Raw genomic sequence first — 19,907 nt, forward strand, 5'->3', positions numbered from 1 at the left:
CCCTCCGTTACTTCAGGGTCGTCCAGAACACGCCGCTGACATCGATCGGCAGGAACTTTTCATGCAGTTCCTTGAAGGTCGCATGCGGGTCGAGATCCGCGAACCGTTCCGGGTGAAGCCACTTGGCGAGAGCCTGCACGGCCACGAAATGGTACGGGCTCTGGTAGAACTGGTGGTAGACGGCCAGGACATTGTTGTCCTTCACGGCCTTGATTTCCGGGAAGCCGGGGCGCTGCATCAGGCCACGGAGCTGTTCCTGGGCCTTGTCTTCGGCCGTCTCGTAACCGAGCCAGACGGCGGTGTTGCCGGGATTGGAGGTCGACCAGTTGGCGCCGGTGACGACGATGAACGGCGGGTTCTCGACGACCACGGCTTCCGGATTGAGCCTGCCGCTGACGCCCGTCAGATATTTCGTTCCGAGGTTGAAGCCGCCCGCTTCCGCGATGAACTCGCCGAAGTTGAAGTTTCCGAACGTGTCGCAGCAGACGGCGGGATCGAGCCCGGCGGCGCGCTCGGCAAAGACGACCGGCCGTTCATCCGGCTTCAGGCCGGAAATCCCCATATAGACCCGGCGCATCTGGGCCATGTAGTAATCGGCGAACGCCTGGGCCTGTGCTTCCTTGCCGAAAATGCGGCCGAGCAGGAGGATGGAGGGCACGGTGTTCTGGGTGGGCCGCTCGCGGAAATCGACGAACACGGTCGGCACGCCAGCTTTCTCCAGCGTCTCGATGATGCCGCTTTCCTTGATCTTGTCGTAGAAGCCGAGGGTGACGACGAGCACGTCGACATCGAGTTCGAGGGCCTTTTCGACGCTGAAGTCCGCCGAGGCGGCCGCGCCGATCATCGGCACGTCCTTGGCCTGCGGGAAGCGCGCGAGATACTTGTTCCAGGTGTCGGGATCGAACTTCGGCAGGTCGTCGCCGATGGCGGCAAGCTGCTCGAAGGGATTTTCCCTGTCGAAGACCACCGTCGCGTAGAACATCCGCCCCTCGCCGAGGATGACCTTCTTCGCGCCGTGCGGAACCTCGACCGTGCGGCCGGCGAGATCGGTGACGGTGATCTTTTCCTGAGCGCCGGCAAGTCCGGCCGCACCGGTGACGGCGAGAAGCAGGTAGAACACCATGGTGAGCGGGCGTATGAGCGCGAGCCTCGCCCTGTTCAGAAATACAAGCATCCTTTTCTCCCTTGCCTATGCTGCGTGCTGCCCGGAGCGGGCGTCGATTGCTGCCGGTATCGCTGCCGGCTTCGTGGCGAGGATCGCGTAGCGGTCCTGGCTCGCACGACCCAGCCGCTGGTGCAGCGGCATGTGGCGGCCCTGCGCCCGGCGGATCCGTCCGTGATCGCGGTCGATGACGACAGTCTCGAAGCCCGCGCCGGCGAGCAGCGCAGCGACGTCCTCCGCGCGGGCGCCGCCGGAAAAGTGCACCTGCGAGACGATCCGGTTGTGCACCTCGATATCCATTCCCGGCGTCGGGGAGGGCGGCGCGAACCGCTTGAGGACGGCGGCAAGCCTCTGCAGCAGCCTGGACGTCATGCTCCTTGCCGTCGTGTCGGCGTCGACGATGAGGACGCGCCCGCCGGGCTTCAGCACGCGGAACCAGTCCGCGAAGGCGGTTCCGGGGTCGGGCAGGGTCCAGACCAGGTGGCGCGTCATGATGACGTCGAAGGCGTCGTCGGGCAGGCGGGTCTCCTCTGCATCGCCGAGGACATAGGTCGCGTCGAGGCTGTGCTTTGCGGCCTTGAGCCGGGCCTGCTCGATCATCGCCTCGGAGAAGTCGAGCCCCGTCACGGCAAAGCCGTTCTCGCACAAGAGGCGGGAAATGACGCCCGTGCCGCTTGCAAGGTCCAATGCCTTGCGCCCGCCCCCGGCACCGAGATGCCTTTCGATGAGCGCGTGCCAGGCGCGGCGCTCGTCGTCGCCGAAGATTTCGTGCCCTGGAGAGAGATCGAACGTCGCGGCGCGCGACGTCCAATACTCGCGAATGTCATCCTTCAATGTCCAGTTGGCTTTCGGCATGTTCAGTCCCACGGGCGGCGCTTCGCTGAATGTCTAATTAACATGACGGAGAAAGTCTAGTTATTAGAAGCGGCGTCCATGTGCCATCGGAATCAATCCGTCACGCCGGAACCCTAGCGACCGCACTGCGCTCGGTTGAGGAGGGTATGCATTGGCGGCGTGGGCCGCTGTTCGGCTGGAAGGTATCGTCGGAAGCCGTTGCATGGCTGACGGAAGGCAAACGATCGAACATGTGACGACGTTGCTGCGCAGTGGCTGGGAGGATCGCGAGGATCAAACGTCCAACCGAACATGATCCAATGGCCAACCACGGAGCCCAGATCGCTTGTCCGTCCCTCGATTGTGGGCGCAACACAGCAGGGCGCAATCGACCGAAGCCAGCCCTTCGGCCTACGACCTCATTGCGGTCGATCAGTGCAAATGTGGTGTACTTGGAAGCAGTCGCCAGGATGTCGATACTTCTCAGGCCTTGATATGGTTGCGCTGGTTCTGGCCTCCGAGTGGACGCGTTGGAAGGCGCAGCCTAACCTCCTGCCGCCGCCACCAGCGCGTCTGCGAGGCGAGCGACATCCTCATGCCTGGTGCGCCACGACGACAGGCTGATACGGAATGCGGGGCGGCCTTGCCAGACCGTATTTCCGAACCAGCCCGCACCGGTATCGAGAACGGTCTGGCGGACTTGCGCGGTGCGCTCATCGTCACCGCAGCGCACCAGCACCTGGTTGAGCACCACGCGGTTGAGGACGTCGAAGCCACCCTTGCGGAGACGGTCCGCCAGCCATGCGGCTTCGTCGCAATGACGGTCCACCAGTTCAGCGACACCCGCGCGTCCGAGTGTTCTAAGTGCCGCCCAGATCGGGATGCCGCGCGCCCGACGCGAAAACTCCAGCGTCAGGTTCTTTTGGGCGTCGCCGGAAGCGGTCGCATAAACCGCATCGGCATTCATGGCCTGGGCCAGCGCTTCCGCATCACGGCAGATGGCGACCGCGCCATCATAGGGTGTGTTCAGCCATTTGTGTCCGTCCGTCGTCCAGCTATCCGCCCCTTCGATCCCTTCGGTCAGCGCCCGGCGCGATGAGGCGCGCGCCCACAGACCGAATGCACCGTCCACATGGACCCAGGCATTTGCCTTTCCGGCCGCTTCGATAAGGGGGGTAAAGGGATCGAACTCGCCCGTATTCACTTCGCCGGCTTGCAGGCAGAGGATGGTCTTTTCGTCGAGCGAAGGGAGCCGGTCTGCGTCGATCCGGCCATGTGCATCGACCGGCACGACAATCAGGCGCGCGGTTCCGAACCCCAGAAGCCGAAGCGCTTTCCGCACGGTGATATGGACGGTTTCGGAGACGACGACCTTGATCTCGGGGGCGCCGAACAGACCATCCCTGTCAAAATCCCAACCCTGACGCGCCAGCAGCACCCGACGGGCTGCCGAAAGACAGGCGAGCGTGCAGGCCGTTGCGCTGGTGCCGAAACCGACGGCGCTCTCGCGCGGCAGGTCGAGGACATCGAGAAGCCAGAGCGCGGCGATCCTCTCGATTGTCGCGGAGACCGGCGAGTTGTCATAGGACGAGGCGCATTGATCCCACGCCAGCATCAACCGCTCGGCTGCCGCCGCTGCCGGCAGGGCAGCCCCGATCACGAAGCCGAAATAGCGCGGGCCGTTCGAGGCCGTCGTCGCTGGCGAGCCGTGGATGTCGAGCATTCGCAGGGTCTCGGCCGCGTCCTGCCCATGGTCGGAGAGTGCTTCCGCAAAGACAGCGAGACCATCGCGCGCGGCCTGATCCGGGAACGGCGGGCGTTGTTCGATTCCCGTCAGATACTCTCTCGCACGCTCGTCCGCTTCGGCCAACAGTTCGAGTTCCTGCATGTGCGTTCCCTTTGCCATCCTGGCCTTCGATCAGTTGCTATCGATCTTCACCACTTGGGTATCGTTCCACCCCAGGGGTCGTCCGTTCTCCGCGCGCAATTCCAGCCGGGCGACCGGAGCACCCGTTTCGGTGTCGACCAGCGAGGATCGTGGTTCATCAGGGCGATAGAGATGGTCCTCGCCCCATTGGCGCAACGCGATGATGACGAGATAGAGGCCGCGCCCTTTCCCGGTCAGGACATATTCCTTATAGGCGCTGCCGTCCGAGGCGGGCGCGGTTTCCAGAATGCCGCGTTCGGTCAGATCTCGCAGCCGCGTCGCCAGCATGCCCTTGGCAATGCCGAGGCCGGCCTGAAACTCGCTGAAGCGCCGCACGCCGTCGAAAGCATCGCGGATGATGAGCAACGACCACCAGTCGCCGATGACATCGAGCGCGCGTGCGACCGGGCATCCGGCATCCCAAAGGCTGACCCGCTTGACCATGATCGCCGATCTCCATCGTCAGATTCTAGTTCTAAAATAGAACTGGATTTCCGTTTACACAAGTGGTCTCAATATGAAACCAGATTAAATTTCATGAACGGGATCGCCATGCAGCACGGAAGCACAACAGGGCCACAGCACCGACCGGATGGTGGATTGTCGAGGGCCACGACACTTGTCTTCGCCGTTGCCGCCGGCCTCAGCGTTGCGAACATCTATTACGCCCAACCCTTGCTCGACTCGATAGCGCGGGACTTCGATATCTCGCCCGCCGCCATCGGCCTTGTCGTGACGTTGACGCAGGTTGGCTATGGTCTGGGCCTGATCTTCATCGTGCCGCTCGGCGATCTGGTTGACCGCCGCCGTCTCGTCGTCGGCCAGGGCATCTTGTCGACGATCGCACTGGTGGCTGTCGCAACGGCGAGGACGGAGGCAATCCTGTTCGCCAGCATGGCGGCGGTAGGGTTGCTCGCCGTGGTGGTTCAGGTGCTGGTCTCGTTTGCGGCGACGCTGGCAACGCCCGCCAAACGGGGCAAGGCTGTTGGCAGGGTAACAAGCGGTGTGGTCATCGGCATTCTCGGCGCTCGCTTCGTTGCCGGGGTGCTCGCCGATCTGGGTGGCTGGCGAGCTGTCTACCTGACGTCGGCAGTTGTTACGCTGGTAATGGTCGGCTTGCTGCTGCGTATCTTGCCGCGACAGCATTCGCCGGATAGCGATGACAGCTACCTTGCCACGCTACGCTCTATTCCCGTCCTGTTCCTGAGCGACCGGATACTATTGGTTCGCGGCATTCTCGCCCTGTTGATCTTCGCGTCGTTCAGCACGTTCTGGACCGCGCTGGTGCTGCCGCTCAGCGCCGAACCGTTCGACTATTCTCACACCCGGATCGGCTTGTTCGGACTGGTCGGCATGGCTGGAGCCATCGCGGCGACGGGTGCAGGCCGGCTCGCGGAACGGGGGCTCGGACAATGGACAACGGGCATCTCGCTTATACTTCTGCTGGCGTCATGGGGGCTGATTGCCCTTCTGCCATGGTCCATTCCTGTCCTTCTCGTCGGTGTCGTCGTGCTGGACCTCGCGGTGCAGGCGGTCCACGTCACCAATCAGAGCATCATCTTCGACCGGCATCCGCAGGCACGCAGCCGTCTCGTCGGCGGCTACATGGCGTTCTACTCCATCGGCAGCGCCATCGGGGCCATCAGTTCCACGATGGCTTATGCCCAAGTGAACTGCCCCCCGTTTCGACCGGACAGTCGGCATAAGCAGAGAGGCTCAAGCACAGGCTTGGGTATAGGCTTATGTCTAACGAGTACCGACATATTGAATTGCTGACGGGTGATGTCCGCCGCAGGCGGTGGACAACCGAGCAGAAGCTGACAATCATTGAGCAGAGTTTCGAACCAGGCGAGACGGTGTCTTCTACCGCTCGCCGCCATGGCGTTGCGCCCAATCTGCTTTACCGGTGGCGCAGGCTCTTAAGCGAGGGAGGTGCTGCAGCCGTGGGTTCTGACGAGCCGGTTGTCGGCAATTCGGAAGTGAAGAAGCTGGAGGATCGCGTTCGCGAGCTGGAGCGCATGCTCGGCCGCAAGACGATGGAGGTCGAAATCCTCCGCGAAGCATTATCCAAAGCAGACTCAAAAAAACGGATATCGCGGCCGATCTTGTTGCCGAAGGACGGTTCCCGATGAAGACCGTCGCCGACACGCTGGGCGTCTCCCGTTCCAACCTCGTCGAGCGCCTGAAAGGCAGATCGAAGCCGCGCGGGGCCTATCACAAGGCCGAGGATGCAGAGCTTCTGCCCACCATTCGAAGGCTGGTGGATCAAAGGCCAACCTATGGCTATCGGCGGATCGCAGCGCTCCTCAATCGCGAGAGGCGAGCCGCCGATATGCCTGTCGTCAACGCCAAGCGGGTTCATCGCATCATGGGCAACCACGCCATGCTGCTGGAGAAGCATACGGCCGTTCGCAAGGGCCGCATCCATGACGGCAAGGTCATGGTCATGCGCTCGAACCTGCGCTGGTGCTCCGACGGGCTGGAGTTCACCTGCTGGAATGGCGAGGTCATTCGTCTCGCCTTCATCATCGATGCCTTCGACCGGGAGATCATCGCCTGGACTGCGGTCGCGAATGCAGGCATCTCCGGCTCCGACGTGCGCGACATGATGCTGGAGGCGGTCGAGAAGCGGTTCGCAGCGACGCGAGCCCCGAACGCAATTGAGCATCTCTCGGACAATGGCTCGGCTTACACCGCACGGGACACGAAGCTGTTTGCCCAGGCGCTCAATCTGACACCCTGCTTCACTCCTGTCGCGAGCCCTCAGTCGAATGGTATGTCCGAGGCGTTCGTCAAAACCCTGAAGCGGGATTACATCCGCATATCGACTATACCGGACGCCGAAACAGCGCTCCGGCTCATCGACGGATGGATCGAGGATTACAACGAGATCCATCCCCACTCCGCGCTCAAGATGGCTTCCCCACGGCAGTTCATCAGGGCTAAATCAAACTAGCCGACATGTCCGGCGAAACGGGGTGCACTCCACCAAGCAGGATGGTCCGGCGTGTCGATGCTCGGTGCGGGCCTTAGCACTATCGCCTTATTGGTTTGGCGAACCACGCTTCGTTTGCCGATCAGCCGAGCGAGCACCGCATGTCCAGATGCGAAGCGAGCCGGGTAGTATGAAGTGATCAGCAAAAGGCAAGTTGCCACCAATTTTCGCCGATCAGAGTTGTTACGTGACGACAGTCGTAATTAACGGCTGTCGGCTTATGTAGCTTTCACTGCCCGCTTTTATCCCACGCGAGACGCCGATTGACGTCGGGCGCCGTTGTATGGCGCATTGCCGCGGCAGCAGCCTCTTATGACGCAACGTCGAACCGATATGGAAAAGCGCTAGGAGGGTCGGCTGCCTAGTGGGTCCCGTCATGGATGTTTGTGGATCGGATCAACCCAGTAAACGTCTTCAGGCGTTTCAATGGGATCGACGTCTGTAATATTGACGACGACTGCTTCATTGTCTGACCTTACCAATACACATTCCAGTACCGAATCCGGATCCGCATTTATTTCCTGGTGCGGGACATAAGGCGGCACGAAAATGAAATCGCCCGGGCCGGCTTCGGCAACGAACTCCAGTCGGTCTCCCCAGCGCATACGCGCCTTACCCCGAATGACATAGATCACACTTTCCAGAGCGCCGTGATGATGGACGCCGGTCTTGGCGTTCGGCTCTATGGCGACCGTGCCGGCCCAGATTTTCTGCGCGCCCACCCGCGCGTGGTTTATGGCAGCTTGACGGAACATGCCGGGTGTCTGGGCCGTATTCGAGTCGAGCTGATCGCCCTTGATCACCCTGACCCCGTCGTGTTTCCAACGTGGCGGGTCTGCCGGATGATCGCCGTGTTCTTCACTTTGCTTGGACATCGGACCTCTGGTCTCCTCGAAAGAGTGTATTACATAGGGTGTCGACCCACTGTTCAATTGCGAAAGTCAATAAGAGGGTCATGCCGTCGGCAGCGCCGTCGCCCTCATCGAGGGGCGGGCGCTGAATTCGGCATGGAAGGCTGCCAGGCGCGGCCGTGCCGTCCGCCAGTTCCATATGCTGAAGCGAAAGTCCAAATAGCTCAGGACCACGGCTACGCTGATGGACCCGATGTTTACGTTGGCCAGGTCGGCGTGCCATTGCGCCTCCAGGGCGTCGAGCGCGCGTTCCACTCTTTGCCTCAGCCTGTCGAGCCAGCGGCGCCAATGCAGTTCCATTGGCCGCTGGGCGCTTTCGTTCCGATGAGCGACCGCGGCGTCGGCGATTCCTTGCGCAATTGCCTGAAGCGTCAAGGTGCGAAAACGCCCGCCGACACCTTCGGTCATCTGCGTCCGTCCAGCCATGTGGCAAATATACTCAACGATCACCCGGCTGTCGTGCAGCACGGCCCCTTCGGCTGTCTCAAGCACCGGAATCTGAGCGATTGGCGATAGCAAGGCAAGCTGCGTGTTTTCCTCGGCGATTGCCACTTCCGTCGCAATCAGTTCGATCTGATCAACGATGCCTGCCTCGTGCGCCGCGACAAAACACATACGAACGTAGGGAGAGATCATGTCGCCATGGATCTTCATAAAACCTCCTCTTTCACGGTGGTAAATCCAGGGTTTTGTCGACGGATCTCCGCTTGTCTCTCCCGTTTCAGTTCGTCTGGGCCGCATTCAAAAAAGGTTCAAACGCCGTGCGATGAAAGGGCGGCGAGGCTGCGCTGCAATGTCTCCGTGACATGGGCGAGGTGTTCGCGCATCGCCTTTTCAGCGCGGTCCTGATCGCCTTCGCAGATCGCTTCCACGATTTCGGCATGCTCGCCGATGGACTGGTTAATTCGCCCTGGGAACAGGATGGTGCGAAACTGAAAGCGAACGATTTGCGAATTAAGGGTCGCCAGCAGACGGCTAGCGGTCTGGTGGCCGGAAATCCTGCGGATTTCCGCGTGCAGAGCTCCATTCTGCCCTGAATATGCTGTGAAATCTTCCTGCGCGATCGCTTCGCGAAGCGTTTTTAGAATTTCGCGCAATCGCTTGTGGTCTGCCGAGGTTGCTTTCGCCGCGGCCTGCCGGGCGATGAGAGATTCGAGCATGCTTCTGACCTGCAGGATCTCGAGCGCCTCTTCCTCACTGATCACCCTAACGCGCGCGCCCCGGTTAGGCTCGGAAACAACGAGGCCTTCCTGCTGAAGCTTCCCGAGGGCCAACTTCACATTTGATCGGTTGGTGCCCAGCCATGCGGCCAAATCCGCTTCGATCAGCCGCTGGCTGGGCATCAATTGCCCCGTCTCAATCGCCTTACGCAACGTCTCGGTCGGGTCCTTCTTCTCCTTGGCGCGTGCCACTTCCATCTTACCTTTCGATTGTCATCGTTCCGAGCGCTACAGGTGGCAAACTAAGATCCAATGTGAATCAAGTTTCGCTTTTCTTGACGTCATCTCTAGAGGCCATAGTCAAGATGCCATCAAGAATTTCGAGCCATGCCGCCTCAGATTTGGTCTTCAACTCGGGGTTCATGTCTGAGAAATCGGCGGACAGATCCTGGCGACGCGCAGTTGCCAAGGCCATCAGGGGCTCGATGTGACCTTCACGAACCGTAGCAGCCGCCTCGCGCATTTCGGCAGCGCGCCGGCGCCCATGAACGAGTGTGCGCTTTACCTGGTAGCCGGTAAACCTGTGCCAGTCCGTTCCGGGGAACGTCGTCGAGAGGGATGCTAGGACGCGTGCCTCGACACCGTGGGCACGAGCCGCAAGAAAACTTTCGACACAAAGCGCTTCGATACCCTTTATGATCACGCTTCTGCATATCTTGGTCGCAGAGGCAGGGCCCACATGGTCGGAGACAACTTCCGTGTTCAAGCCGAACGCCTTGAGCGCAATGTCCACCTGGTGGGCTGTCTTGCCAGCAAGCAGGATCGGAACGGCGGAAAGGTTTTGCGTTACTGGAGACATGACTGCTGCGTCGATGTAAGCCGCTCCCGACCTTTCGAATGCCGCAGCGCTTGCATTCTTCGTCCCTGGCGAAACCGAGTTTAGATCAAGGAAAAACTGACCTGGCCGCATATACGATGCTGCTTGGCGCGCGACCTGTTCGGCCGCCGTCGCCGTCACCAGTGAAAGAACAATCTGGCCATTGCTGATGGCCTCGGCGGCCGAACCGGCAAAAACGATACCCATATCCCGAAAGGGGAGCAGCCTGTCTTCAAAGGCGGGTGTTCCCTGAAGGATATCGTAGGCGTGGACAGGAGCATGTTTCGCCAGCTCTGCGCCGAAGATTGATCCCGCCTCGCCAAAACCTATGATGGATATGAGCTTGCTTGCCACGATAAACTTCTGCGGATTCGTTTTCTTGATTGTCAGCAATAAGGACAACAATGTCAATTCCCATATGAATTCGCTGCCCGGCAGATCTTCTCCGCTGTAAAAATAGCCAAACAGATTGTTGACAAAATTGCTAATAAATTGATAGTCGAGTCGATTTGAATGAGAGAGAGGCCCTATGCCGCTTCACTTCACAGACCAGGAATTTGCCGCTCGGAAAGCCGAAACCATTGCAGGCATGGAACGATCGGGAATGGACGGCCTTCTGATGTTCCGTCAGGAAAGCATGTACTATCTCACCGGATACGACACGTTCGGCTACTGTTTCTTCCAGTGCCTATACCTTGGTGCGGATGGGCGCATGACGCTACTGACGCGCGCTCCCGACGCGCGCGCCGCACGATACACGTCGAACATCGATGATATCCGTATCTGGGCCGACGGACCAGACGCCAATCCCGCGCTTGATTTGAAGGCCATTCTGGTCGAGCATCGCTGCGCCGGGCGCAAGCTCGGCGTCGAATGGGACGCCTACGGCCTGACCGCGCAAAACGGGCGGCTGCTTTCTGCTGCTTTGGATGGGTTCTGCACCCTGGAGGATGCGTCGCTCCTGATTACCCGGCAGCGCGTCGTCAAGCGCCCTGCTGAAATCGCCTATGTCCGCAAGGCCGCCGAGCTGGCAGACAAGGCACTTGCTGCGGGTCTCGAACTGGCGGTTCCCGGAGCCTTTGAAGGTGACATACTCGCCGCCCTGCAAGGAACAGTCTTCAGGGGCGATGGCGACTATTCCGGCAACGAGTTCATCATTCAATCCGGTCCGGGCTCGCATCTCGGGCGCTACACGTCGGGCCGCCGTCATCTGGCAAGCGGCGAGCAACTGACCTTGGAGTTCGCCGGCGTCTTTCGGCATTACCACGCCTGTCTCATGCGCGTTCTGACGATCGGCAAGGCGAATGAGCGGCAACGGGACGTGCACCGGCACGCACTCGATGCGCTGGATGCCAGCGCGCAGGCGCTGAAGCCTGGCGAACCTGTTGGAAATGTCTTCAACGCCTATATGCGGACGCTCACCAAGGCCGGCTTCGTTGACAATAACCTGAATGCATGTGGATACAGCCTTGGAGCGACGTTCTCGCCGAACTGGATGGATTGGCCCATGCTCTATCGCGACAATCCGATCATCGCAGAGCCCGGCATGATCTTTTTCATGTTCCTGTCCATCACCGACAAGGGGACGAATGCTGTGCCGGGAGAGACCTTCCTCGTTACCGAAACAGGCTGCGAAAGGCTTGGCCGGTCAGACATCATCTGTGCAACTGAAAGCTGACGGCTGCTGGACCGCAAACGGAGGGATCCTGTGCGGTGCGATAAATTTATGGAGGCGGGACTGAATCCCGCCTCCGCCAGATTCCGATCAAAACTCGCTACGGATCGGCTCTTTCGGCGCGGCGTCAAAATCAACGAAGTCGGACGTCAATTTGACGTAGGTTCCGTCGGCAACGATATCGGCGATCGCCTTGTTGATGGCGCGCACCAGGTGCGGCTTACCCTTCTTTATCGACCAGGCCTTTTGCAGCGAACTCAGAGGTGTATCGACGAGCCGTAACGGCAGGTTCGACTGCTTGATGTTAAAGGACGCCGAGATGCCGTCGGTGACGATTGCATCGATGTTGCCATTGACGAGATCCTGGAAGGCGTCTGTTTCGGATTTGTAGGTCTTCAGTTCTGCGGGGTTCAGCGGCGTTGCCATGTCACCCCATGTGGACGCGGCGAGAACGCCGATGATCTTGCCGGCGATTTCGGTAGGGCTTTGAACAGAGGAATCCTGCCGCACGATCAGACGGGCACCGGATTCGATCCAGCCATCCGAGAAGGTAACCCGTTGCTTGCGTTCAGCGGTTATGTCGAGCGGCGAGCCGATGACATCGAACTGGCCGGCTTCAAGCCCGACAAGGAGCGAGTCGAATTTCAACAGCACCGGTTTGTATTCCAGGCCGAGACGATTTGCGATTTCGCGCATCAGGCGCACGTCGATTCCATCGAGCTCACCGTTTTCGTTCTGCAGGCTGTATGGCGGGTAGGTCCCTTCGGTCGCTACAGTCAGATGGCCGGGCAGCACCAGCTCGAGTTCATTCGCGCGGGCCGGCGCGAAGGTCGAGACAAGAATCATGGGTAGCGCGAGGATGAGGGTGATTACTTGCGTTGGAATGCTCATGTGCTTTTCTCCCGATTGTCTTAAACGAAGTTGCAAGCCGTCTATTTTCCAAGTCAAAAAGACCCGCTTCCTCCTTGCTTCCAGGAGGACGGTAACTGTTGAATCTGCCTTGTTTCTTTGCGGGCGGTGCTAGCTGTTGCGTGCGTTGCGTCGCTCGATGGACGTCGACACACGCGTTAGTATGGTCGTAAGGACCAGGTAGAAGAGCGCTGCCAGGATGTAGAACTGGAAAGGCTGGAATGTACGGGCGATGACGATCTGCGAATGGAATGTCAGCTCGACTACAGTAATCGCAGACAGAAGCGACGTATTCTTGAGGGTCGCAATCGCCTCGTTGGTGATCGAGGGGACGATGATCCGGGCGACCTGGGGAAGAATAATGCGCCGCATCGCCTGGGTTTGGGTCATGCCCAATGCGATAGGGGATTCAAACTGGCCTTTGGGTATCGCCATCAGTCCTCCCCGGATGATCTCCGCAACACCTGTTGGTTTCCACGCAGAACTGAGCCGGTTAGGCGCATAATTTCCATTGAGAATTGAGCCATGTGAACCTTCCCCCAACGCGGAGAGCGACGGGGGCAACGGAGTGATCCACATGGGACTTTTAAATATCATTCGTCGGATGGCGCTGCGTGAGAAGCAGTCGATCCGCGAGATCAGCCGGCGAACAGGGCTGTCGCGGAACACGATCGCGAAGTATCTGAACGCTGGTACAATCGAACCAACATTCACCGTACCGGAACGACCGAGCAAGCTTGATCCGTTTGCCGACAAGCTGGCGGCCTGGCTGAAGACCGAGGCCGGGAAGTCGCGCAAACAGCGACGAACACTGAAGCAGGTTCATGCCGACCTGGTGGCTCTCGGCTTTACCGGCTCCTATGGTCGGGTTGCCGCCTTCGCCCGTGATTGGCGAGCGGAACGACAACGTGAGCAGCAGACGACGGGCCGCGGCATATTTGTTCCGCTGTCTTTCCGCCCAGGCGAAGCATTCCAATTCGATTGGAGTGAGGACTATGCCGTCATTGGCGGCGAGCGCACAAAGCTGCAGGTCGCGCATATCAAGCTATCGCACAGTCGCGCGTTTTTGGTCAGGGCGTATCTGCTGCAGACGCACGAGATGCTGTTTGACGCCCATTGGCACGGCTTCCGTGTGTTCGGCGGCGTCCCTGCTCGCGGCATTTACGATAACATGAAAACCGCGGTCGATCGCGTCGGTCGTGGCAAGGAGCGACAGGTCAATATCCGTTTCCTCGCGATGACGAACCACTACGTCTTTGCGCCTGAGTTTTGCAATCCTGCCGCGGGCTGGGAGAAGGGCCAGGTCGAGAAGAATGTCCAGGATGCCCGGCCGCGACTGTGGCAACAGATGCCGGACTTTCCTGATCTGGCGGCATTGAATGCCTGGCTGGAACAGCATTGCCAGGACCTGTGGCGCGACACAGCACACGGCACCTTGCCCGGCACGATCGCGGACGTCTGGTCCGCGGAACAGCCAGCATTGATGGCGCTCCCCGCTGCGTTTGACGGCTTCGTCGAGCAGGGCAAACGTGTCTCTCCGACATGCCTGATCACCTTCGAGCGGAACCGCTATAGCGTGCCTGCATCGTTTGCGAACCGGCCTGTCAGCTTGCGAATCTATCCCGAGCGACTGGTCGTTGCGGCCGAGGGTAATGTCCTATGCGAACATCCGAGGGTGATTGAGCGCAGCCACGACAAACCGCCGCGGACGATTTACGACTGGCGACACTACCTTGCCGTCATTCAGCGCAAGCCCGGTGCCTTGCGCAATGGTGCGCCTTTCCTGGAATTGCCGCTGGCCTTTCGACAGTTGCAGGACCAGATGCTGCGTCGCCTGGGCGGCGATCGTGAGATGGCCGATATCCTTGCTCTGGTGCTTCATCACGACGAACAGGTCGTCGTCAGGGCTGTGGAGCTGGCTCTGGATCAAGGCGTCGCGACCAAGACGCATGTGCTGAACCTGCTGCATCGTCTGATCGATGGGAAGACGACTGACGGCCCCGACATCGACACGCCACAGGCGCTGACCTTGTTGCGTGAACCCAAGGCCAACGTCGAACGCTACGATGGCTTGCGTGTCCGGATCGTGGGAGGTCGCCATGCGTCATGATCCCGCAAGTGCCGCCGTCGTCATCATGCTGCGGAGCCTGAAGATGTATGGCATGGCCCAAGCCGTCACAGACCTGATTGAGCAAGGGGCTCCAGCTTTTGATGCGGCCGTGCCGATCCTGTCCCAGTTGCTGAAAGCCGAGATGGCCGAACGTGAGGTTCGCTCGATTGCCTATCACATGAAGGCTGCTCGCTTCCCAGCCTATAAGGACATCTCCGGGTTCGACTTCGCCGCCAGCGAAATCAACGAAGCGACGGTGCGCCAACTGCACCGATGCGAGTTCATGGACGGGGCGCAGAATATCGTGCTCGTCGGTGGGCCGGGCACAGGAAAAACACATGTCGCGACTGCCCTTGGGGTCCAGGCGATCGAGCATCACCGCCGGAAGGTCCGCTTCTTCTCGACCATCGAATTGGTCAATGCGCTCGAGCAGGAGAAGGCAAAGGGCAAGGCAGGTCAGATCGCCGAGACGCTGGTCCGTCTCGATCTGCTGATCCTCGATGAACTAGGATACCTTCCGTTCAGTGCTTCCGGCGGAGCGCTGCTCTTCCACCTGTTGAGCAAGCTCTATGAGCGCACCAGCGTCGTCATCACCACCAACCTCAGCTTCAGCGAATGGGCAACCGTCTTCGGCGACGCCAAGATGACGACAGCTTTGCTCGATCGCCTGACCCACCGTTGCCACATCCTGGAAACCGGTAACGACAGCTTCCGCTTCAAGGCCAGCTCGGCCGCAGCAGCACAGAAGAGAGGAGAAAAGGCCAATCCCTTGACCAAACCCTGATCAGAAAACCATACTCAGAGGTGGCTCACTTCTCGGTGGAAAAACCGGCTCAGTTCTGCGTGGAAACCAACAATCGCGGCGTTGGTCGGAGGCAGCCTTGGTGTCATCGCCGGTTACGCGGGTGGCGGTGTCAACATGATGATCATGCGGACGATCGACGTTTTCTATGCTTTTCCGTCGGTCCTGCTCGCGGTTGCCATATCGGGCGTTCTCGGTGCCGGGCTGCTGAACAGCTTGGTTTCTCTGACGCTGGTCTTCATTCCTCCGATTGCACGCGTTGCCGAAAGTGTGACGACACAAGTTCGGAGCCAGGATTACATCGAGGCCGCGCGGGCGACAGGCGCATCCGCGACGAGGATCGTGCTGGTCCATGTGCTGAGCAACGTGGTCGCGCCCATCCTGATCTTCGCGTCCAGCCTCGTCAGCGTATCGATCGTGCTGGCGTCGGGCCTGAGCTTCCTGGGTCTCGGCATCCAGCCACCGCAAGCCGAATGGGGGCTGATGCTGAACACGCTCCGGCAAGCGATCTATATTGCGCCGCTGAACTGCATCCTCCCCGGGATTTTAATTTTTGTCGTCTCGATGTGCACCAACCTGATCAGCGACGGTTTGCGCTCGGCAATGGACGTAAGGGTATGATCGATATGGACGCTCGTGAATCAGGCAGCGAAAACGTTGCAACCGCGCTGGATCCGTCGCCGCTCCTGTCTGCGCGCAATCTCCGGAAATACTTCCCGGTCGGGGAGGGTTTTTCGGCTCCAGCAAGCAATATGTGCGAAGTGTCGACGGTGTTTCATTCGACGTCGCGGCAGGGGAGACTTTGGGGATAGTGGGGGAGTCGGGTTGCGGCAAGTCCACAACGGCGCGACTGCTCATTCATCTGCTGCATGCCGATGCCGGAGACATCCGCATCGATGGCAGGTCGGTCGACTTTTCGTCTGCGGAAAGTGTCCGCGGCCTGCGACGGCAGGTGCAGATGGTCTTTCAGGACAGTTATGCCACGCTCAATCCGCGCCTGACGATCGAAGATTCGATCGTGTTCGGGCTTAGGGCAAACGAGATGCCCAGACGCGCGGCCGTGGAGCAGGCACGCGAAACGCTCGGCATGGTCGGGTTATCGCCGTCGATGTTCGCCCAGCGCTATCCGCACGAACTTTCCGGCGGGCAGCGCCAACGGGTCAACATCGCGCGCGCACTGGCATTGCATCCGCGTTTGGCAATCCTCGACGAGGCCGTTTCGGCGCTCGACAAATCCGTCGAGGCCCAGGTGCTGAATCTGCTGCAGGATCTGAAGGCCAAGCTGAAGCTGACATATCTCTTCATTTCCCATGATCTCAATGTCGTCCAGTACATCAGCGATAGGGTCCTCGTCATGTATCTGGGTACGGTGGTCGAGATCGGGCCGGTTCACGCCATCTATCAGACGCCGCGCCATCCCTATACGCGTGCACTCCTGGCCTCTCGTTTGTCGATGGACCCGAAGCGGCGGGTATCGAATCCTCCCCTGACCGGCGATCCTCCCAACCCGATCCAGCTACAGCAGGGGTGTCGTTTCCGTAAACGATGCCCGATTGCAGAAAAGATCTGTTCGGAGAAGGAGCCCGTCCTCTCCGCACGAGACGGCGGCCACCTCGTTGCCTGTCATGCGAGTTCCGGGCGCGGCCTCGCTTAATCTCGTTGAGGAGACGACGATGCAAGTCCAAATGCTATCGAACGATATTTCTGTGGTGCCCACTGCCGCGCCATTGGTCGATGTCAGGGATCTGACGGTCCGCTTTGTCTCACGGGATTTCGACGTTGGCGTGGTCAATGGCGTGAGCTTCAAGCTGAACGCCGGCGAGACCCTGTGCTTTCTCGGTGAATCGGGCTCGGGAAAAAGCGTCACCATCCGCGCGCTCATGCGTCTCTTTCCTCCCACCGCGAGAATAGGGGGATCGATCGTGGTCGGCGGCGTGGATATCCTCAAGCAACGGCCAAGCGAATTGCGAAAAATCCGGGGGCGCCTGATCTCGATGATTTTCCAGGAGCCGATGACGGCATTGGATCCAGTCTTCACCATCGGAACGCAGATCGCGGAGTCGGTACGCTATCACGATGGCGTCTCGCATGCCGAAAGTGTTCGGCGTGCGCTCGAACTTCTCGAGCTCGTGCAGGTTCCCTCCGCCAAGTCGCGGCTTGCAGCCTATCCTCATGAAATGTCGGGTGGCTTGCGGCAAAGGGCGATGATTGCGCTGGCACTGGCGTGCCGGCCGAGACTGCTTCTTGCGGACGAGCCCACGACGGCGCTGGATGCCACCGTGCAGATCCAAATCTTGTTGCTTCTGCGCGAGTTGCAGCGCGAGCTTGGAATGGCCACCATCATCGTCACCCATGACCTCGGTGTCGCCTGCGAAGTGTCCGACAAGGTCGGGGTCATGTATGGCGGTCGCTTTATCGAATACGGGTCGATCGAGGACGTCGTTCAAAATCCATCGCACCCCTATTGCGAAGGTTTGCTTCGATCGACTGTGCACGCCGGAACGCGCGGTGACCGGCTCAATCCAATTCCCGGCTCGCCCCCTGATCTGGCGAACCTGCCTCCAGGCTGCACCTTCGCCCCGCGCTGCTCGAAGGTTATCCCCAAATGCCATACGGCGATGCCTGGTATGACCGAAATTTCGGCCGGTCACACTGCCCGCTGCATACTGTAGCGGATTGCCCCCCGTTTTTCCGCCTGCAAAGGGTTTTGTGATATGATGTTCCAATGGACGTGCGAATTGTGCTGCGTCCTACCCGGCAATCCAAGACATTATTGCGAGTGCCTCAGCCGTTATTCTCCATCGTATGGAAAACCGGCTCGCAGCAGAGGTTTGATGCTCTCAGGAGCACCGTCCAACGCGATGTCGTTTGAAGCGGCTGGATATCTGGTGCGCGAAACGCATCGAGACGATTCCCGCGCTGTGGCCCTCGCGCTGAGCGCCACAGGCTTCAAGGTCATTGTCGAGGCGCGCGCCGTTGTCAAAGCCCTCGATGAACGCCTCACCCAACCGCTCGGCGGGCCATCCGGGGAGCGCACGCTTCTCCTTGCCGCAGCACTGCGCGATTTGCTCGACCAGTCCCAACCATGATTCCACGGAGAACGAGATGACGAATTCCCCGCCGATTACCCGGTTCATTGGCGAAACGGAGCGCACGTTGCAGGCACTGTTGCAGCAACAGCTCCAACAGGCTGGATTGACCTTTGCTCAATGGGTTACGCTGACCGTTCTGTCTGGCGGCCCACTCAGCTCCACAAGACTTGCCACGGCCATTGCCGATGCCCGAGTCGTTGCTGCGGGTGAAGAGCTGAATGTCGTGAACGAGTTGGTCGAGAAGGGAATTGTAGAGCGCGGAACTGAACTCTCCATGACGGAACTGGGGTTCGGAGTGTTCCTCCCACTTCGCGACCGTGTGCGTGACATCACCATCCGCCTTGTCGCCGAAATGCCCAGCGAAGACCTGGCGGCAACCCGCCGAGTCCTGGAAGTCCTGACTCGCCGCGCGGCCGAATTGCTCACCGCAGAAGTCGCCGCCACACCACAGTTATCTTGATGGATGAAGAGCGGGGTTCGTCGACCGCGGCGTTAAAGACGTGAGCAAACTCAGCGGGTAAGCGTGTTCCACGCCCTCATGCATCAGGCTGGCATCAGCACTGTGGCGAAGTGTCGTCCTATCATGTCGGCGACCGTCCGGACCGAGGGCAACTGACCGCGCCGATGCGGCATGAGGAGCGATGTCTGGACAAGGCCCGCAGTCCAGTCGGGCAAGACACGCACGAGAGAACCGGCAGCAACAGGCTGGAGACAAATGGACCTGGGTAGCCGCACAATGCCCAAGCCGGCACAGGCCGCCGCAACCAGGGTGGTGCTCTCGTTGGCGTGAAAACAGGTTTCGAGCACGCAAGTCACCTCACGCCCGTCAAGATGCCGCAATGCCAGGGTGGTTCCACCCAGGCCGGAATCGATGCCTTTGTGACCACCCAGATCTTCCGGGTTTTCCGGTGTGCCGCCCGGGCCGAGATAATGCGGCGATGCGACCAACCAGAATTCGTCGACGCCCAGCGTCCGTTGTATCAGGTCGGAATCCGGCAGGGGCAGGACATGGTCGCGCAAGGCGATGTCGTAACCCTCCCCGACGATATCGACGAAGCGATCGGAAGCGTCGAGCGCGATGCGCAAGCGCGGGTAGGATAGCGCGATCTGCGGCAGGAGATCGGCAAGCAGGTGCTGGGCGGTGGGCACGGAAGCCGTGATGCGGACCAGCCCGGTCGGTTCGGCCAAGCGACCCGCAATCACCGTTAGCACCGTGTCGGCCTCGATCACGATTGCCGAAGCGTGCGCGTAGATTTCCTGCCCGATATCGGTGACGACAAAGCGGCGCGAACTCCGTTGGATCAACCGCACCCCGGTTACACGCTCAAGCTCGGCAATACGCTTGCTGAGGGTCTGCTTGGGTATGCCCAGGAGCCGCGAGGCGGCTGTGAATCCGCCGCTTTCGACGACACGCGCGAACATCTGCAAGTCGTTGAGGTTGAGCATATCGTCT

At 60.1% G+C, this 19,907-nt stretch carries 18 protein-coding genes and 3 pseudogenes; 10 read left to right on the top strand and 11 right to left on the bottom strand.

The window, feature by feature from the left end; translation table 11 throughout:
* Positions 1–7: 7 nt before the first annotated feature.
* The 4 genes from shn_RS25595 to shn_RS25610 form a co-directional block, all read right to left on the bottom strand.
* A complete protein-coding gene (locus shn_RS25595; protein ID WP_064333369.1) occupies positions 8–1,174 on the bottom strand; it encodes an ABC transporter substrate-binding protein in 1,167 nt (388 codons plus the stop codon).
* A gap of 15 nt (positions 1,175–1,189) precedes the next feature.
* A complete protein-coding gene (locus tag shn_RS25600) occupies positions 1,190–2,017 on the bottom strand; it encodes a methyltransferase domain-containing protein (RefSeq protein ID WP_064333370.1) in 828 nt (275 codons plus the stop codon).
* Between the two features lie 523 nt (positions 2,018–2,540).
* Positions 2,541–3,884 carry an aminotransferase class V-fold PLP-dependent enzyme gene (locus tag shn_RS25605; protein WP_064333649.1) on the bottom strand — a complete coding sequence of 448 codons (1,344 nt, stop codon included), beginning with the start codon at positions 3,882–3,884 and terminating at the stop codon, positions 2,541–2,543.
* 30 nt (positions 3,885–3,914) lie between these two features.
* A complete protein-coding gene (locus shn_RS25610) occupies positions 3,915–4,367 on the bottom strand; it encodes a helix-turn-helix domain-containing protein (RefSeq protein WP_064333371.1) in 453 nt (150 codons plus the stop codon).
* A 93-nt stretch (positions 4,368–4,460) separates the two neighbouring features.
* On the opposite strand from shn_RS25610, the gene shn_RS25615 reads away from it, so the two are divergent.
* The gene (locus shn_RS25615) at positions 4,461–5,699 is read left to right on the top strand and encodes an MFS transporter (protein WP_084438496.1); all 1,239 of its coding nucleotides are present in this window, start codon (positions 4,461–4,463) and stop codon (positions 5,697–5,699) included.
* A protein-coding gene (locus tag shn_RS25625) for an IS3 family transposase (protein ID WP_145926060.1) occupies positions 5,666–6,879 on the top strand; the annotation gives its coding sequence in 2 pieces (ribosomal slippage) (positions 5,666–6,002 and positions 6,002–6,879; 1,215 coding nt in all). The genes shn_RS25615 and shn_RS25625 overlap by 34 nt, the downstream gene beginning before the upstream one ends.
* Positions 6,880–7,292: 413 nt before the next feature.
* Here the strand turns inward: shn_RS25625 and shn_RS25630 are convergent.
* The 4 genes from shn_RS25630 to shn_RS25645 all read right to left on the bottom strand — a co-directional run bounded on the left by shn_RS25630 (position 7,293) and on the right by shn_RS25645 (position 10,220).
* Complete coding sequence (locus tag shn_RS25630; RefSeq protein ID WP_064333374.1) at positions 7,293–7,793, bottom strand: cupin domain-containing protein; 501 nt, start codon at positions 7,791–7,793, stop codon at positions 7,293–7,295.
* Positions 7,794–7,871: 78 nt separating this feature from the next.
* Positions 7,872–8,483: a glutathione S-transferase family protein gene (locus shn_RS25635; RefSeq protein ID WP_064333375.1), complete on the bottom strand. Its 612-nt coding sequence runs from the start codon at positions 8,481–8,483 to the stop codon at positions 7,872–7,874.
* Positions 8,484–8,581: 98 nt separating this feature from the next.
* Positions 8,582–9,247 carry a GntR family transcriptional regulator gene (locus shn_RS25640; RefSeq protein ID WP_064333376.1) on the bottom strand — a complete coding sequence of 222 codons (666 nt, stop codon included), beginning with the start codon at positions 9,245–9,247 and terminating at the stop codon, positions 8,582–8,584.
* Positions 9,248–9,308: 61 nt separating this feature from the next.
* Positions 9,309–10,220: an NAD(P)-dependent oxidoreductase gene (locus shn_RS25645; RefSeq protein WP_145926061.1), complete on the bottom strand. Its 912-nt coding sequence runs from the start codon at positions 10,218–10,220 to the stop codon at positions 9,309–9,311.
* A gap of 175 nt (positions 10,221–10,395) precedes the next feature.
* Here shn_RS25645 and shn_RS25650 point away from each other — a divergent pair, with 175 nt between their 5' ends.
* Entirely contained in the window at positions 10,396–11,544 is a 1,149-nt protein-coding gene (locus tag shn_RS25650; protein WP_064333378.1) for a Xaa-Pro peptidase family protein, read from the top strand.
* An 87-nt stretch (positions 11,545–11,631) separates the two neighbouring features.
* On the opposite strand, the gene shn_RS25655 is transcribed toward shn_RS25650, so the two are convergent.
* Positions 11,632–12,432: a transporter substrate-binding domain-containing protein gene (locus tag shn_RS25655; protein WP_064333379.1), complete on the bottom strand. Its 801-nt coding sequence runs from the start codon at positions 12,430–12,432 to the stop codon at positions 11,632–11,634.
* A 129-nt stretch (positions 12,433–12,561) separates the two neighbouring features.
* A pseudogene (locus shn_RS25660) lies at positions 12,562–12,912 on the bottom strand (amino acid ABC transporter permease); the annotation flags it as partial.
* 115 nt (positions 12,913–13,027) lie between these two features.
* Here shn_RS25660 and istA point away from each other — a divergent pair.
* The 7 genes and pseudogenes from istA (at position 13,028) to shn_RS25695 (ending at position 18,914) form a co-directional block, all read left to right on the top strand.
* The gene (gene istA, locus shn_RS25665; RefSeq protein ID WP_145925847.1) at positions 13,028–14,560 is read left to right on the top strand and encodes an IS21 family transposase; all 1,533 of its coding nucleotides are present in this window, start codon (positions 13,028–13,030) and stop codon (positions 14,558–14,560) included.
* On the top strand, positions 14,550–15,344 hold the full coding sequence (istB, locus tag shn_RS25670; protein ID WP_064328778.1) for an IS21-like element helper ATPase IstB: 795 nt from the start codon (positions 14,550–14,552) through the stop codon (positions 15,342–15,344). Before istA ends, istB begins: the two co-directional genes overlap by 11 nt.
* A 72-nt stretch (positions 15,345–15,416) precedes the next feature.
* Positions 15,417–15,983 (top strand): annotated as a pseudogene (locus shn_RS25675) (ABC transporter permease); the annotation flags it as partial.
* A gap of 5 nt (positions 15,984–15,988) precedes the next feature.
* A pseudogene (locus shn_RS25680) lies at positions 15,989–17,016 on the top strand (ABC transporter ATP-binding protein).
* Between the two features lie 19 nt (positions 17,017–17,035).
* Complete coding sequence (locus shn_RS25685; RefSeq protein ID WP_245337479.1) at positions 17,036–18,034, top strand: ABC transporter ATP-binding protein; 999 nt, start codon at positions 17,036–17,038, stop codon at positions 18,032–18,034.
* A gap of 189 nt (positions 18,035–18,223) precedes the next feature.
* Entirely contained in the window at positions 18,224–18,451 is a 228-nt protein-coding gene (locus shn_RS25690) for a MarR family winged helix-turn-helix transcriptional regulator (protein ID WP_133034784.1), read from the top strand.
* Between the two features lie 16 nt (positions 18,452–18,467).
* Complete coding sequence (locus shn_RS25695; RefSeq protein WP_064333381.1) at positions 18,468–18,914, top strand: hypothetical protein; 447 nt, start codon at positions 18,468–18,470, stop codon at positions 18,912–18,914.
* Positions 18,915–18,997: 83 nt separating this feature from the next.
* On the opposite strand, the gene shn_RS25700 is transcribed toward shn_RS25695, so the two are convergent.
* A complete protein-coding gene (locus shn_RS25700) occupies positions 18,998–19,900 on the bottom strand; it encodes a LysR substrate-binding domain-containing protein (RefSeq protein ID WP_064333382.1) in 903 nt (300 codons plus the stop codon).
* Positions 19,901–19,907 lie beyond the last annotated feature (7 nt).

Origin of the sequence: Shinella sp. HZN7, assembly GCF_001652565.1 — a bacterium.
GTDB classification, from domain to species: domain Bacteria; phylum Pseudomonadota; class Alphaproteobacteria; order Rhizobiales; family Rhizobiaceae; genus Shinella; species Shinella granuli.

Excerpts from the sequence above, each read along its gene's own strand:
- shn_RS25640 (WP_064333376.1), bottom strand. The coding sequence starts at position 9,247 with ATGGAAGTGGCACGCGCCAAGGAGAAGAAGGACCCGACCGAGACGTTG.
- shn_RS25635 (WP_064333375.1), bottom strand. The coding sequence starts at position 8,483 with ATGAAGATCCATGGCGACATGATCTCTCCCTACGTTCGTATGTGTTTT.
- shn_RS25605 (WP_064333649.1), bottom strand. The coding sequence starts at position 3,884 with ATGCAGGAACTCGAACTGTTGGCCGAAGCGGACGAGCGTGCGAGAGAG.
- istB (WP_064328778.1), top strand. The coding sequence starts at position 14,550 with ATGCGTCATGATCCCGCAAGTGCCGCCGTCGTCATCATGCTGCGGAGC.
- shn_RS25600 (WP_064333370.1), bottom strand. The coding sequence starts at position 2,017 with ATGCCGAAAGCCAACTGGACATTGAAGGATGACATTCGCGAGTATTGG.
- shn_RS25595 (WP_064333369.1), bottom strand. The coding sequence starts at position 1,174 with ATGCTTGTATTTCTGAACAGGGCGAGGCTCGCGCTCATACGCCCGCTC.
- shn_RS25655 (WP_064333379.1), bottom strand. The coding sequence starts at position 12,432 with ATGAGCATTCCAACGCAAGTAATCACCCTCATCCTCGCGCTACCCATG.
- shn_RS25695 (WP_064333381.1), top strand. The coding sequence starts at position 18,468 with ATGACGAATTCCCCGCCGATTACCCGGTTCATTGGCGAAACGGAGCGC.
- shn_RS25630 (WP_064333374.1), bottom strand. The coding sequence starts at position 7,793 with ATGTCCAAGCAAAGTGAAGAACACGGCGATCATCCGGCAGACCCGCCA.
- shn_RS25700 (WP_064333382.1), bottom strand. The coding sequence starts at position 19,900 with ATGCTCAACCTCAACGACTTGCAGATGTTCGCGCGTGTCGTCGAAAGC.
- shn_RS25615 (WP_084438496.1), top strand. The coding sequence starts at position 4,461 with ATGAACGGGATCGCCATGCAGCACGGAAGCACAACAGGGCCACAGCAC.
- shn_RS25610 (WP_064333371.1), bottom strand. The coding sequence starts at position 4,367 with ATGGTCAAGCGGGTCAGCCTTTGGGATGCCGGATGCCCGGTCGCACGC.
- istA (WP_145925847.1), top strand. The coding sequence starts at position 13,028 with ATGGGACTTTTAAATATCATTCGTCGGATGGCGCTGCGTGAGAAGCAG.
- shn_RS25650 (WP_064333378.1), top strand. The coding sequence starts at position 10,396 with ATGCCGCTTCACTTCACAGACCAGGAATTTGCCGCTCGGAAAGCCGAA.
- shn_RS25690 (WP_133034784.1), top strand. The coding sequence starts at position 18,224 with ATGTCGTTTGAAGCGGCTGGATATCTGGTGCGCGAAACGCATCGAGAC.
- shn_RS25685 (WP_245337479.1), top strand. The coding sequence starts at position 17,036 with ATGCAAGTCCAAATGCTATCGAACGATATTTCTGTGGTGCCCACTGCC.